The organism is Marinomonas colpomeniae, from assembly GCF_014803385.1.
Taxonomy (GTDB): Bacteria; Pseudomonadota; Gammaproteobacteria; order Pseudomonadales; family Marinomonadaceae; genus Marinomonas; species Marinomonas colpomeniae.
In genome coordinates this window covers 305,178-319,791 of the sequence record NZ_JACYFC010000003.1, presented here as the reverse complement: position 1 = coordinate 319,791, position 14,614 = coordinate 305,178, and the positions used below count along the sequence as shown (strand labels likewise).

Below are 14,614 nucleotides of genomic sequence, written 5' to 3'. Positions count from 1 at the left end.
AAAGTGTCCGATGAAAGAAAAAGATAGACCTGCTAAAGTATAACCATTCGGTCAAACTTCGATTTAAAAACAGTTAAGAGAGATATCATGAGCCAATTAAAAGCCTGGCGTGCCGCCATTGTCCATTGCATAGCAGACCCAAAAGACGTTGGCATTGATGCCGCTTATGAATACTTTGAAGATGGTATACTCGTCGTTGATGGCGATAAAATCCACGCTCTAGGGCATGCTGAGCAGCTTCTACCAAACTTACCATACAACCTTTCAATCGAGCATCATCCAGACGCTATTATCACACCAGGGTTTATCGACACTCATATTCATTACCCGCAAACCGACATGATAGGTTCTTACGGTGAACAGCTGCTTACTTGGCTTAATACCTATACTTTTCCTGAAGAAAGTAAGTTCAGCGACAAAGCACATGCTCGTGACGTAGCAGATCGATTCTTAAAAGAATTGCTGCGCAATGGCACAACCACCGCGTTAGTATTTGGTACCGTTCATAAAGTGTCTGTGGACGCTTTTTTCGAAGCGAGTGAAGTTCATAATCTTCGTATGATTTGCGGCAAAGTCATGATGGATCGCAACGCGCCAGATTACCTAACCGACACACCAGAAAGCAGTTACCAAGAAAGCAAAGAACTCATCGATACTTGGCACAACAAAGGCCGTTTGCACTATGCAATCACGCCACGTTTCGCACCAACAAGCTCAGACGAACAACTGCAACTTGCTGGCAAACTATTGAGCGAATACGACGACGTTTATCTTCATACACACTTGTCTGAAAATAAAGACGAATGCGCTTGGGTTCAAGACCTTTTCCCAAACAGCAGCAACTATTTAAACGTGTACGATCAACACAAATTACTAAGCGAACGTTCTGTTTTTGCTCACGGCATTCACCTTTGTGACAGCGAATACCACAGACTTCATGAGACAGGTTCTGCTATCTCATTTTGCCCAACCTCTAACTTATTCATCGGTAGCGGCTTATTCAAACTGAGCAAAGCCGAAGAAAACAATGTGAACGTTGGACTCGGCACAGACGTGGGCGGCGGGACTAGCTTCTCCATGTTGCAGACCATGAACGAAGCCTACAAAGTCATCCAATTGCAAAACGAGAACTTGAACCCAATAAAATCCCTTTATCTTTCTACATTAGGTGGCGCGAAAGCCCTTCGTCTTGACGATAAAATTGGTAACCTCGCTGTCGGCACAGAAGCTGACTTTATCATTTTAGACAAAAAAGCAACGCCACTGCTCGATTCACGTTTAGCCTTGTCTAAAAACATTGAAGAAAGTTTGTTTGTCTTCATGACAATAGGTGACGACAGAGCAATCCAAGCTACCTATTCTGCTGGGAAATGTGTACATAAACGCTAGCGTCGAGAACCATAGAATAGAGAACAATAAAGAACCATACCGAAAAACAAAAACGGGAAGTAGACACAATCTACTTCCCGTTTTTAATTTCAACAAAGTTTATTACTTTGTTTTATACATCAGGAATACGCACCAATAAATCTGTCATTCCGATATTCACACCCGCTTGATAAAGCAAAGTCGATACTTGACCACGATGATGTGTCTGGTGATTAAAGAAATGCTGAATCAGGTGCCCAAAGTTCTTAGTATACAAATCGCCTTTGGTATTTGTATAAGTGAAGGACGACGTTAGAACTTCTTCGGTTAATTCATCAGCAAACTCAATAACGAGTGCATCCATTGCCTTTCTTGCTGTTAATAACGAAGCAAATTCAGTGTGTAAAATAACATCTAATGACGATGGTGGATTCAGTGCACGTACATATTCCAGTGAAGTAAGACGAGACGGATGACAAGCAAAGCGTTTAAGCCAAATCGTGTCACCAACAAGAATATGATTAAGCGTCGCCATGATCGAACCAAAAAACGCCCCACGATCTTGATTAAGCTCCGCAGTGTTTAAGCTGGACGCCGCACTATAAAGGCTTTGATTCATCCACTGGTTGTAATCAGCCATTAATTCGACATTGGATTTAAGAGACATAGTTTTCAACCATTTTTTCCATCACAAAGTTCGTCAATTTCTGACCACGAACTTCCATTTCTTGTTGCTGATCGACGTTAAAGCCAAAGTGCTCATAAAATGGCCGAGCCGTAATACTCACCTCAGAATAGAAGCGCTTCACTCCTCGCTGTTGACCAACACTGAATACATGATTCATTAGCGCTTTGCCAACGCCCTGACCTTGATATTCATGATGACAAAAGAAGTGATCAATTAAACCACTTGGTTGCAAGTCAGTATAACCAACGACAACGCCTTCTATTTCAGCAACGAACGGGGATAGCCCTTCCATTCGCTTATACCAAACAGATAAGTCTAAAAGCTCGGGAGCCCAAGCTTCAACCTGAGCTTTCGTATAGTCACGGCTATTAATGTTTCGTATGGTGTGAAAGTGAATATTCCACAATGCTTCAGCGTCCGCTTCAACATAATTTCTAATGGTTATCAAAAAACGCCCTCTATGAATTAGCGACCAAACTCGCCTAATGCTTCCATGGCCAATTCTGCTTTCTCTGATTGAACAAAGATATGATCGTGATAATACGCCGCGATAACATTGGCGCTTATGCCTTTTTCAGCCAGCTTAGTAGACACCGCCGCCGTTAAACCAACCGCATCAAGACTCGAATGAATCGTCAACGTGATGCCTTTGAACACAGATTCGAATGCTAAATCATTAGCAAGAGCCGCTTCTTTCGTGACAACTAAAGTAAGCCCTTCTGCCTCTCGATAAGATGCCAAAGGCGACAGCTTATGAAAATCAATATATTCACCCTGAACCGTGCAAAAGACATATTCATCTGGCATTAATGCTGGTGACATGGATTCGAGTAATGTATTTAGATTCGTTTCGCCTATCATGATTTTTCCTTTGTGGTTCAAACGTCAAAAAGGTGTACTGATTTGGGTATCCTACTGACTTAATACACTCGCCTTCTATCTTCGGTTTTAACATACCTTGAACGGCTTTAGATATTTGCACGGTCTGTCTTTGTAATCCATATAGTAAGTAACAGCAATATACTGCTGTTTTTACTATTTTTTAAACGCCCGCTTAAGCAGACAGAAATAGTTGGCTAAAATTGTGAGGTACTAACCAAGCCAAGCTTTATTAGTCGTGCGTTGATGCCTTTGTTATGTACCGATTCTCGCTTTTTCAACTTTTGACACAACGTCTTCAGGCCCGAAGACATAAGGAATTTCGACGTACCCACCTGGCGAATACAACCTTACGGTCGAGTAGCTACAAAAATGCCCTAAAACACTAGTAATTATTTCTATGTTCTCAGAGTTTTTAAACTCTAATGTATCTTTTACTCTTGGAGCGATACCTCGATAAACTGAAATTTTATCGTCGTAAAACTCAGCCCTGACAGTAAAGGGTTCAAATACAATATAAGAGTCTTTTAGAATATAAAGTGCAGGCAACAGCAACATACTAATTAAAAGATCTTGGCTACTACTTGATGCATTCAGTAGCTCTAGCAAAAAATCAAACCCAAGAAAAACTACAAATATACCAAATAACCTAACAGCAATTTCAGAGGCTGCCTCAAATGCCCTTGCCCATGTTGCGGTTTTCAACACTTCCATAATTTTCCCTATAGTCACATAACACCGTTTTAAGCGACAAATTACAGTTGACTAAAATAAGTTAGGCACGAACAAAAAGCCAACTGTAATTTGTCCGTCTTGAAAACTCTTGTTATGTAATTGTTAACCTGAACCACCTTTAACTAAAGGTCTCATAATCACTGTTAGAGATGATTGACATTCCCCGCAACATATATTTAATTGTTGCTCAAATTTAAGACCTTTAAATACGTTTGAAGGTATGTCTAGATCCTTTTTACAATCTAGGCATGAAAACTTAATAATGCGTCGTGTGATTTCATGATCATTGTTTTTTTCAGGTTCAATAAGATAACTTTCATTACACTTTGGGTTAATACAGTTTGCAACGACATGGGAAGTTAGCAGCTTAACTGGTTTTTTAATTAAAGTTTCGCAAGCGCAACAGTTGAAAGAAAACTCTTTTCCTAATGAACCACCCATTAGTAAATTTTCACCTTTTAATTCTGACAAATAATAAAGAAAAGCTGTTATTTTTTTTATTATTTTTTCCTTGTCTCCGTAAATATTAATATCACCAGAGTCAATAGTCGGAACAGGTATGTGAAGGGCTACATTTGAAAGCCCGTGCCAAAACCTGTGTAACTTATTCAAATTTATTGCAGATTGGCTACCGATTGGAATGTAATTAATTGATTCGTATTCTTCTTTATTAGTAGGTGATTTTCCACTTAGCGGTTCAGTTGATATAGATAACGTAAAACCTTTGTTAACACTTTCATTAATCTCTTCGGATATCTGTTGTACAACATGTTTTGGTTGCCAATTTTTAAGATCTTCAATAGAAAGGTATGAATACGAAAGCTTAAAGCGTTCATAACATAAATACTCAATTGTTAATCTTCCTTCAAGAGCCGCGTAAGTTAAACTTTCTCTTGTATTTTCTCGCAATAGAGATTGAATTACTTCTATACGTTTAGGAATATCAAGCAAGCCTCTGAACTCCGATTAAGTCACATAACAGTTTAATAGTGCGCATGCGCGTTATTCTTTCTATCCACAGCGCGTTATTTCTACTATGAAAATCTTTATTCATTGATACTAAAACGCTTTTCGGATTTCTGCCAGTGCAAACGTTCAAGATGAAGTTACTAAAAATGGCTAAATGCGCAAAAATAGAACGAGTGAAAAAATAAACTATATGTCTATATAGTTTTTAAAGGCAAAGCGAGCTCAATCGATAGTGTCAAGTAATGTAGTTGGTGGGAGTAAGGTGAACATCAAAAGCGAGGTCAAACGGCGATATAGAATAGTTACGTCGAGCGGTGATGTTTGCCTTGCTCCATATTCCAACAGAGTCAGGGTCAAAGCCCTTTTCCATGAATGTTTGTTGTCTCTGGAAGTATGTTGGAGGAAAAGGGGTTCGACCCTTTGCTTCATCAGAGTAAAGCCTCAAGGATAAAGTCTGACTATGCCGCTTTTGCCTTCCATATCGCCGAGTATCCAAACCTTCTCGAAGGAATGCGGCTCTGGCATAGTGATAAGGTGTTCTAGTGCTTTGATGTCTGCTTGCACCCAAGCAGGATGAGTGTTTCGAATGACTAACCAAACTCGTTTGCTTTTGTAGTGTTTGCCAGATTTATTTTCTAGGATTCGGTTTAGGGCTTTTAACAGTCTTTCGCTCGCGGGTTCATTTTTTAAAGTACGCAAAACGCTGCGTATGTTGTCGGTTAGGTTACGCCCTAGAATCTCCATGGCTTCTTCTTCCGAGCCATACAAATGGGCGATTTCGAGGTCTAAAGGCTCGCCTTCTAACATGCAGGAAACATCTGGGCGAATCGGGTTGTTATGCCAAATATGGCGAATGTGTTTGCCGGTATTATGTTCATAGCAGCGCATAAAGAGCTTGGCGGCTTGGTGTTCCAATTCAATTTTTTCTTGTTCGCTCTTATGCATAACGGCCCTTCCTTTTCGTCCTCTTTAATTAAGTTGCATTGAATCAAAATGAAATTATCAGATCATTTTATTGATCCTATTCTATAAAGTTACTACAAAAACAATAAGATCTTATATTTTTTCACTTCCTTATTTCATGCACATAGAAACAAACTCATACAAAGAAAGCCTAAGTATAATGCCCAACATAATCAGGATTCGATTTTGCTCGTCATCCTTCACAATGCTCGTTCTAGTTTGGATATCATATGGAAAATGCTCACAACAACACGTCGGCTTCCGGCGTTTCGCCAAAGGAATTCACCGTTCTAGTCGCTATGTTAATGTCTATTGTTGCTATCTCAATAGATGCGTTACTGCCTGCGTTAGGCGTTATTGGTAAAGAGTTAGGCGCTACAACCGCAAACCAACCACAGTTACTTATTAGTATGTTGTTTCTTGGTTTGGCTTTTGGGCAACTTATTTGTGGCCCACTGTCTGATGCTTTGGGACGCCGTCCAATTTTGTTTGGTGGTTTTGCCTTATACGTTGTCGGCACGGTGGTTTGTTATCAAGCCGACAGTTTAGAAGTACTGATGTTCGGTCGCTTCATTCAAGGCCTTGGTGTGGCTGGGCCTTATATTTCAGCCATTTCATTGGTTCGCGATTTATTTCATGGGGCTCAAATGGCACGCATCATGTCATTGGTGATGATGATTTTCGTCCTAGTTCCCGCTATCGCTCCGACGCTTGGTCAAGCGATTATGTTTGTCGCAGATTGGCGTGGCATTTTTGAAATGTACCTTGTCTATGCGGCTATATTGGTTTTGTGGGTTATATTTAGGCTCAAAGAAACCTTGCCAAAATCAAACCGTATCGCGTTTTCAAGAAAAGGCTTTTACGACGGCTTTAAAGAAGTACTGACCAACCGAATCACCGCCAGCTACACGGTTTGTATGGGGTTATTCTTCGGTAGCTTTATTGGTTATTTAAACTCGTCACAGCAGATCTTTCAGGTGCAATTTGAAACGGGCAGCATGTTCTCTGTGTACTTCGGTTTATTGGCTTTGGTGTTAGGGGCTTCTTCTTTGATGAACTCACGTATCGTTGAAAAACACGGTGCTAAACTGATCGCTTTTAGATCCATTTGTGTCGTGGTAATCGTCTCGACCTTGTTCTTGTGCTTACATGCTTTCGTAGACATTCAGTTATGGATGTTTTTGATTTATGCAGCGACTATTTTCTTCAGCTTTGGTTTGCTGTTTGGTAATTTCAACGCCTTGGCAATGGAACCAATGGGGCACGTTGCAGGTATCGCGTCTGCGGTGATCGGTTCTGTATCTTCGATTATGTCATTAAGCATCGGCACGATAATTGGGCAGGTGTACAACAACACCTTAGTGCCAGTGTCGAGTGGTTTTATGGTGATGGGAACATTGGCGTTGTGCCTTATGTTCTGGGCAGAAAAAGGGAAAATGAAGTAAAAAACACAAAATATATACACGAAATGGATATAAAATGTATAATAATTTTGCAAAAAAACTAACTATTATTTTAATGGAATTAAAATGAAAAAAATCATTATTGCTACATTCGTATTCACAATGTTAATTCTAACTGGTTGTGCAACTATCATTTCAGGAACTAATCAAACGTTGACATTTAACTCTGATGTAGAAGATGTAGATGTCTATGTTGATGGCGCTTTAATTGGAAAAACACCGGTAAGCGCTTCATTCAAAAAGAATAAAGTGCAAACTGTAATGTTCAAAAAAGAAGGTTACAGAGCTGTAACTCGTGAGATTACAAAATCTTTCGATCCTATCACTCTTGGCAGTTTCTTTTGGGATTTATCAACAACAGACTTCATTACAGGTGCAGTATATGAGTATGCACCAAATGCGATATATGTAGAAATGCCTAAGAAAGAAGAAAAGTCAGCAGAGTAAGATAAATTTAATGCGCCAAACATACCACAACAGAAAAGTTTTCCTTATTTTCTTAAGCACGGCATGTTTGGTTTTCTCATCCAATGTATTTGCAAAGACAGTTAGTTTCGACCCGAGTTTTTCAGAGTTTATCTTAAAAAATGCTTCCCCTCTTCACACTCAACTTAAAAATAAAACAGGACTGGGATATGAAAGTTTAAAGAATCAATTTAACTCTATTGACTGTAACCCTAACAAATTAGATTCATTAGATTTAGCTGATAAAATAGAGGATTACCAATTTTATATAACTCTAAACACAGTATTAGCTAAATGTAAGTCAAGTATTTCAGTTAAAGAATATGAGCTACAACACCTACTAAAGAATAAAGACCCTTATTTAATCATTGCAGGTGAAAGTTTAAATTCACCTATGTCTTACTTTGGACACTCACTAATTTTATTCTTAGATAAAAAAGATTTTTACTTCTCACCAGTTATTTCAGTTCTTGCGCCCACTGAAGGCCTTAGCACCTTTGAACAAATTAGCAAAGGTGGGTTTTCTTTCATTCATGCAGAATTAAATGTCATCCCCCTGCATCAAGTAATTGATTTCTATAATGATCAGGAGTCTAGAAACTTAAAATTCATAAAGCTTCCAAAATCAATATTCAAGAGAAATAGATTAATTGATTATTTTAATCATCAGTTAGAAAAAGATTTATCTTATAACTTTTTCACTAAAAATTGCTCTACTTACTTATATGATGCTTTAAACTATGCTTGCGACTGTTTTAATAACGCACCCTCGATCATTACTCCAGTCCTTTTAGAAAGGAAAGTACAGAAGCACTTAACTAAAGCATCTCAATTTGAAATGAATTCTTTATTCAATACTTTCAATAAAGGTTATCAAGCTCTAAATTCCAATCAAAAAAAATCAGTTAAAAACATGTTCATCGATACCAGAAAAAAATTCTTTCATGATAAAAATGTTAGTAATGTAGCGGTACTTGCCTCTAGATTAACTTTCGAAAGTTATCATAATCCAAATCAAGCTTATTCTGAGCTTCTTACAGCATACGGAAAAGATAACTCTTTATTATCTAATGTTCCGATATTAGAATTTACCTCAGACGAAGATCTTGATAGCACCTCAATTTCTTCAGTGAAGATGACACTAAAAGAGGAGTCTATCAATCTAAAGCTATCTGTAGTTGATTTTGATCACTTTCAACAAAGATCATATAACTTCATATCTTCAAAACTATCAGCAGGGACAGTTGAATTAACACAAAAAAAAGGATCGACAAGCCTGAACGCCTTAGAATTTTTAAACATCCAGGCAGTCACTCCATTAAATTTCGTTACTAAAAAACCTTCCTGGAGACTAAAACTTGGAGTTGAACGGAATGGTTTTAATAAATTAAAAGGTCTAATAAGTGCAGGAGTTGGCGCAGCATCAAGTATATCTAAATTGAAAATGTATGTTTTACCTAGTATTGAGCTACGATCAAGACTAACATTTCCAGTATATTCAGGGATTCAAATGAATACAGATCAGCTATCTATAAAATATGAAATGAAAAATTTAAAAGAACAATCTATAACTTTTTTAAGAAGAGAAAATAGTAATTTTGGATACGAATATAACGTGTCTAAACAAAAAAACAAAAAAGCTCTACACAGCCTTACCTTATCTTATTATTTTTAATTAATGCATTTAACTGTTGAATTAATTTTTTTGAAGACATTGATTCTTGATGAAGTAAAGCTGGCATTAATAGCGCTTCTTTACTGATGGCCTTTAATGCAAAAAATGCCATCAAAGTCACATTAAACGCTTCTAACCATTTGGTTAATACAGATTCTAAAACCGCTTCAAATTGATCAAACAACGCCACAGTCGATTCTGCCATTTTATGTTGTTCGCCTAATAAAACTCGATACACAGCAAGGCGTTCTTGCTTCGCAACCCAAGCTTGCCAAAGCATTATCCAACCAGCTACCAATGCTTCGTCATCCGTCGTTTTCAGCCCAGACTGTAAGCTTGTTAGCGCAGCGTCCATGTCCTCTTTTGCACGCTCAATTAAAGACTCAACGACATTTTCCCACAGCACAAGTTTCGTCGGAAAGTTGCTGTAAACCGTTGGTTTTGACACTGCGGCTGTCAATACGACCTGATCTATACTGGTACTTTGATAACCTTGCTTGGTAAACAAACCACAAGCCGCATCAATGATATGCGCCTTCTTACTGGGTCTTCCTCTTGCCATTACCGCCTCTGCTTTTTCGGGTGTTCATAGAGCTTTTTTGTTTTCAACGCTTCTTTTGCTTTCAACACTTATTGCGCTTTCAACGCTTGTTTTTGTGCGTCTTGATATGCACGGTAAATACCACCGTTTTGTGTCGGATTTTGATTAATCCACTCTTGTGTCATGCGCTGTTTCATTTTCTCAAGCTCTTTCAATAATTTTTCAGATGGCTCTTTATAAAAAACCCCTCCATCTTTCAGAGCGGCCAAATCTGTTTCAACACGTTCTTGTGTTTGAGTCCAGCCATTACGCTCTGCTTTAGCGGCAGCGGTTTCAATCGCTTTTTGTGTTTTTACATCAAGGCTATCAAAAAACGCTTTGTTCATTACAACAACCTGTTTAGGTATCCATAGGCGTAAATCATTTAGGTAAGGCGCATACGTCCAAATTTTGGTGTCTTCTCCGACGGATAAAGAAGTAAAACGACCATTTAATTTACCTTCGGAAAAAGCGGATTGTATTTCAGCAAACGGAAGCTGCACAGGCTTTGCATCAAGGTTCTTAATCAACGCAGTTACTGTATTGTTGAATGTACGAATAGAAAGACCATTGAAGTCACTAACACGAGTGACTTCTTGAGTTGAAAAGAAGCTATAAGGAGTCCAAGGCACCACGTATAAATAATGTAAGCCTAGTTTGTTCAACTGTTTCTCAGTATTATTTTTTGATGCCTGCCACAAAAGCTGTGCGTCTTTATAATTATTCGCTAAAAGCGGAATTATATCGTGCTGAAAAACGGAGTCTTTTTTATCTAATAAACCTAATAAAAATTCACCGGCTACGACCTTACCCGACATAACGGCAGCAGGAATAGCAAGGTGAGGCAGAGCTCGACCATTAGACTTCACCAATATATTGATATCGCCATTCGTTAAATTTTGCACATCTTCGGCAAAATCATACGCAATCTGAGTCGGCTGATTGCGGTCGCCAAATGGTGTAGGCATTACCCAGTCTTGCCCATAAGAATGAGACGATAAGCACAAGACACAAACAAGTAGAAAGGGTTTGAATACAAAAAGTTTAGTCATATGTATTTTTAAGAAGGCCTGATCATTAAATTTAAAAGATCATATTAACCTAAATGAAATACATAGAAACTAAAAACACAGCCAAAGCACTTATGTTTTTTTAAAAGCTACTCAACATAAGGAATGAGACGGCCAAAGACAATCACAGCGACCCACAAAACAAGTGATAAACCCGCGGCTAGTTTCATATCGATAGGCAGTACCATATCAATAGAAAGAGCCATTCCACCCTCTCCTTGTTCAGAGGAAATTGAGTCGCTGTGTTTTTTCATTCGCAAAGAAAAATACAAGGCATTCAATAACGCCAACACAATGCACAGGATTTTCAATTGAAAAGACGGATTCACAAAATAGCGGTCTGGGTCACCAAATATAAATGCGATGCCTGTCGATAGGTTAATCACAAAGCCAGTTATCGAGACAAGAAGGAACTTTTCAACCGCTTCGAACGGCACCGTTTTCGCAACGCCTAACGCTCGTAGATCAATCAACAATAAAGAGCCAAACAACAGACACAAGCCAATAAAGTGCAAACTTTCTAAAGTTGGCCATACATAACTGTGAGTCACGATATAATGATTCAGCGCAGACTCGCTCATCCATTGAACAATCGATTGGATTTGCATACTTAACCTCTTAGAAAATGTACGCGATTAAGCGCCCTGCCACTAAAGCTGTTATCCAGAAAACCATCACAACAAAGGCCAAAGCTTTTTGTTTGGCAGTGATTTTTTCTAACGACATAAGTTCTTTTGACATGCATCCTGATGAAACCAGCAAAGATGACACTTTTTCAATTGAAATGCGTCGGCTCGTCGTCAGACTTTTTACTAAGCAATGCGTGCCAATCAAGCCAGCAGCGATAAAGACAATCTTGATTCGAAAAGGCCAACTTTCCCAGAGAACAGTAGCGCTGCCAAAAAACAGCGCTGTCCCAGAAACAAGGTTAATCACAAAGCCAATAAGCGCCAGCTTCCAATAGACCGTTAAACGGCTCGGAAGCATTCCTTGACCAAGCCCTAACACTCGCAAACAAATCATCAAAGCTAAACCAACTAAGGTTCCCATGCCGATTGTGTGTAAGGTTAAGGCAATCGGATATCCCCAAAGAGAGGTGGATACCCATTCGCCAATCGGTGACATTTCTGCCCAATTTAAAAAGTCCACAATATGCATTTACTTAGCGAACTTCGGTGGTTAAATCAGCACAGTCATAAGGTTCATAATGACCCTCTGTCAGTTTCACTTCGTCTTTACCAGAGAAGCCATTTTCTAAATACAAAGCGTCTTCCCCTTTGTATTCACGGTAAAGTGTTAAACCATCGTCACTCACATAAAAGCGTTCAACCATGTGCAATTGATCACTGTTCATCGCCGCACCTTGTTTCATTGGTGGCGCATGGATATAACCCGGCTTAAAACCAACCGTATCTACAACCAATACCTTCCCTTCCCAGTGACCAATGGAATGACCAGCTCGGCTCAACTCAATATCTTCAGGGTGTTTATCCAAATCAAGATGAACGGTTCGAGCAATGTCCATAAAGCCATAAGAGATCACGATATCGTCTTCGGTCTGCTCTATCTTGTTTACCAGCTGATCAAAGGTCCAATCGTCAATAATATTCGTTGCTTCACAATGCATTCGTGGAGATTGAGCGAATTCATAATCTGCAACCGCCGCCTTGCCAGCTTCCGTTAAATCAAACTGTACACGACCTTCGCCCATTGGAGGACGATCACCACGAGGCGGACGTTGTTCGCCATCGGCTAATTCAGGTGCGCCTTCTGGTGGCATTGGCGGTCTTCCGCTACGGCCTTCTTCGTCACTATTTCCCTCTCTTGGTGGCATTCTTTCATGCTCTGGGCGTTCAGCAACCCAAGTACCGTCTATGTTTGGCGTACCGTCTGCCAAGGTTGTTTTTCGTGGTTGCTTAACCAACTGACCCGCTTTATCAAAAATTGAATCACGCTTGATAGTGACGCCATCATCAAAGGAAATCGTATGAACATAACACGCATTGTCTTCACTGCGAGCAGGCGACCCCACCACGGTAATTTGCGTACCTTTCGCAAAAGTATCCGACGTCCATCCCGCACGTTTCAGTGTGCTACCCGTTCCCAACTCACAACGCCATTCGCTCGTTTGCCCTTGCGCATCCAAGACATTGAAATAGATATAAGCATGAGGATTCACCAAACGACTCTTCGTCACCACACCTTCTACTTTGATCGTGGTTGATTCATCAAACTGACCATTTACACCATGATGGGCAAAGCTTTTACTCGCAAAAAAACTGGCGCCGACAAACAAAACAAATGCACTTTTATAAACAAACGAATTCATATCTATCCCTTTAGTACCTAAGGTTAACGTGGGCAGAATTTTATAGGAGGGAAGAAGAGACAGACAAGGAAACAGCGGGTAAAGCTAGGTAAAATAAATATGGGGGAATTAAGGAGAAATCATCCAAAAAGAATAAATAAGCAACACTTCAGCTAATTGGGATGTTGTGTATACCCTGGAAAACAAACAACCAAATAACTTAGGTGTTGATAGCTCCATTTTATGCGGTTCACTTAAAAAATTCGGTGCAGCTTAAGACACTCTTATTTGGTAAAAAAGTACAGACAGCATCGATTATATAACCACCAACTTATTTTGCTCACCCCCTCCAATCTATACAAGATAAATACACTCGTTCAATTAATGAATATGAATATTTCCTCGCGTGTCACTCGTTTATAGCCATACATTGTTTCTTTGTATTTTCCATGCAACATTAAAGCTAGTAATCTACTCACTTTGTTACCTATTTCAGTGTTCTTATTTCTTAATGGATAAGTAAACATCTTAAATACAACATAAATAGAAACCTTAATTTAGTAGGAGTTTAATAATGCTTTGTTCCACGGTTCGTACTTTAACAATCTCTCTCACTCTTTTAGCCGGCAGCATTTCCTTACCAGCATTAGCTGATGACACCATTTATACCTACAAAGATTTGAACGAGCAACTCGTACTGAGCACAGCATGGACACAGGCTTCAGCAGAGTTTAGAGCCTTGTCATATCAAGCTTTTAACTTAGCAAAAATGCAATTTGATGCTTACTCTGATTCCTACACAGGTAATAAAAAAATTGCGATTGTGGTTGATGCAGATGAAACCGTTATTGATAACAGTGCCTATCAAGCTTGGCTAATTGATAAGGATTTTGGTTTTTCAAACGCTACTTGGAACAAATGGATGGACGCTGGTGAAGCCACGGCTATGCCAGGTGCAAAAGGTTTCTTAAATTATGTAGCACAAAACGGCGGTGAAGTTTTTTATATTACTAACCGTAAAGTAATAGGCTTAGAAGGCACACGTCAAAACTTAATCGAGCTAGGATTTCCAAATGTTGACGATGCTCACCTAATGCTAAAAACTTCAACAAGCGATAAAGAACCTCGTCGTCAAACTGTGCTAGAAAACTATGACATTGCACTTTTCATGGGCGATAACCTAAATGACTTCTCAAACGATTTTAAAACAGAATCTTTCACTGAAAGCTACGCCGCGATAGAGAAAAATAAAGACTTATTCGGCACTCAATTTATCATGCTGCCAAACCCAGCCTATGGAGATTGGGAGGGAAAATTATATAACAACCATTGGGGAGCATCTGCCACAGAAAAGTCTCAAATGCGTAAAAGTCATCTACATGCGTGGGAGCCAAACGAATAATAAGACTGAATATTAAGAAGTAGAAAGGCCCACTTTACATTATAAAGTG

17 protein-coding genes are annotated in these 14,614 nt (G+C 39.2%); 5 read left to right on the top strand and 12 right to left on the bottom strand.

Annotated elements, in window-relative coordinates; genetic code table 11:
* Positions 1–87 precede the first annotated feature (87 nt).
* Positions 88–1,389 carry a guanine deaminase gene (gene guaD, locus IF202_RS10855; protein ID WP_191594919.1) on the top strand — a complete coding sequence of 434 codons (1,302 nt, stop codon included), beginning with the start codon at positions 88–90 and terminating at the stop codon, positions 1,387–1,389.
* Between the two features lie 112 nt (positions 1,390–1,501).
* Here the strand turns inward: guaD and IF202_RS10850 are convergent, their stop codons facing one another.
* From IF202_RS10850 to IF202_RS10825, 7 genes are all read right to left on the bottom strand, one after another.
* The gene (locus IF202_RS10850; protein ID WP_191594918.1) at positions 1,502–2,035 is read right to left on the bottom strand and encodes a DinB family protein; all 534 of its coding nucleotides are present in this window, start codon (positions 2,033–2,035) and stop codon (positions 1,502–1,504) included.
* Entirely contained in the window at positions 2,025–2,504 is a 480-nt protein-coding gene (locus tag IF202_RS10845) for a GNAT family N-acetyltransferase (protein WP_191594917.1), read from the bottom strand. Before IF202_RS10845 ends, IF202_RS10850 begins: the two co-directional genes overlap by 11 nt.
* A 17-nt stretch (positions 2,505–2,521) precedes the next feature.
* Complete coding sequence (locus IF202_RS10840) at positions 2,522–2,917, bottom strand: ACT domain-containing protein (protein WP_191594916.1); 396 nt, start codon at positions 2,915–2,917, stop codon at positions 2,522–2,524.
* A gap of 273 nt (positions 2,918–3,190) precedes the next feature.
* Positions 3,191–3,649, bottom strand: coding sequence for a hypothetical protein (locus tag IF202_RS10835; RefSeq protein WP_191594915.1), 459 nt, complete (start codon positions 3,647–3,649; stop codon positions 3,191–3,193).
* A 123-nt stretch (positions 3,650–3,772) separates the two neighbouring features.
* A complete protein-coding gene (locus tag IF202_RS10830) occupies positions 3,773–4,621 on the bottom strand; it encodes a hypothetical protein (protein WP_191594914.1) in 849 nt (282 codons plus the stop codon).
* A gap of 253 nt (positions 4,622–4,874) precedes the next feature.
* Positions 4,875–5,009 (bottom strand): hypothetical protein, encoded by a 135-nt coding sequence (locus tag IF202_RS17630; protein ID WP_268926181.1) that lies wholly within the window; start codon positions 5,007–5,009, stop codon positions 4,875–4,877.
* A 71-nt stretch (positions 5,010–5,080) separates the two neighbouring features.
* On the bottom strand, positions 5,081–5,584 hold the full coding sequence (locus tag IF202_RS10825) for a hypothetical protein (protein ID WP_191594913.1): 504 nt from the start codon (positions 5,582–5,584) through the stop codon (positions 5,081–5,083).
* A gap of 248 nt (positions 5,585–5,832) precedes the next feature.
* Here IF202_RS10825 and IF202_RS10820 point away from each other — a divergent pair, with 248 nt between their 5' ends.
* The 3 genes from IF202_RS10820 to IF202_RS10810 all read left to right on the top strand — a co-directional run bounded on the left by IF202_RS10820 (position 5,833) and on the right by IF202_RS10810 (position 9,205).
* Positions 5,833–7,047 (top strand): multidrug effflux MFS transporter, encoded by a 1,215-nt coding sequence (locus IF202_RS10820; RefSeq protein ID WP_191594912.1) that lies wholly within the window; start codon positions 5,833–5,835, stop codon positions 7,045–7,047.
* 84 nt (positions 7,048–7,131) lie between these two features.
* Positions 7,132–7,512, top strand: coding sequence for a PEGA domain-containing protein (locus IF202_RS10815; RefSeq protein WP_191594911.1), 381 nt, complete (start codon positions 7,132–7,134; stop codon positions 7,510–7,512).
* 10 nt (positions 7,513–7,522) lie between these two features.
* Positions 7,523–9,205: a lipoprotein N-acyltransferase Lnb domain-containing protein gene (locus tag IF202_RS10810; protein WP_191594910.1), complete on the top strand. Its 1,683-nt coding sequence runs from the start codon at positions 7,523–7,525 to the stop codon at positions 9,203–9,205.
* Here IF202_RS10810 and IF202_RS10805 read toward each other — a convergent pair.
* The 5 genes from IF202_RS10805 to IF202_RS10785 all read right to left on the bottom strand — a co-directional run bounded on the left by IF202_RS10805 (position 9,183) and on the right by IF202_RS10785 (position 13,184).
* Positions 9,183–9,767: a TetR/AcrR family transcriptional regulator gene (locus IF202_RS10805; protein WP_191594909.1), complete on the bottom strand. Its 585-nt coding sequence runs from the start codon at positions 9,765–9,767 to the stop codon at positions 9,183–9,185. The genes IF202_RS10810 and IF202_RS10805 overlap by 23 nt on opposite strands.
* 68 nt (positions 9,768–9,835) lie before the next feature.
* Entirely contained in the window at positions 9,836–10,753 is a 918-nt protein-coding gene (gene dctP / locus IF202_RS10800; protein ID WP_191594908.1) for a TRAP transporter substrate-binding protein DctP, read from the bottom strand.
* A gap of 191 nt (positions 10,754–10,944) precedes the next feature.
* Complete coding sequence (locus tag IF202_RS10795; protein WP_191594907.1) at positions 10,945–11,463, bottom strand: hypothetical protein; 519 nt, start codon at positions 11,461–11,463, stop codon at positions 10,945–10,947.
* 10 nt (positions 11,464–11,473) lie between these two features.
* Positions 11,474–12,004, bottom strand: coding sequence for a hypothetical protein (locus IF202_RS10790; RefSeq protein WP_191594906.1), 531 nt, complete (start codon positions 12,002–12,004; stop codon positions 11,474–11,476).
* Between the two features lie 13 nt (positions 12,005–12,017).
* The gene (locus tag IF202_RS10785; protein WP_191594905.1) at positions 12,018–13,184 is read right to left on the bottom strand and encodes a DUF6152 family protein; all 1,167 of its coding nucleotides are present in this window, start codon (positions 13,182–13,184) and stop codon (positions 12,018–12,020) included.
* A 553-nt stretch (positions 13,185–13,737) separates the two neighbouring features.
* On the opposite strand from IF202_RS10785, the gene IF202_RS10780 reads away from it, so the two are divergent.
* Positions 13,738–14,565: a 5'-nucleotidase, lipoprotein e(P4) family gene (locus tag IF202_RS10780; protein WP_191594904.1), complete on the top strand. Its 828-nt coding sequence runs from the start codon at positions 13,738–13,740 to the stop codon at positions 14,563–14,565.
* The last annotated feature ends 49 nt before the right edge of the window (positions 14,566–14,614 follow it).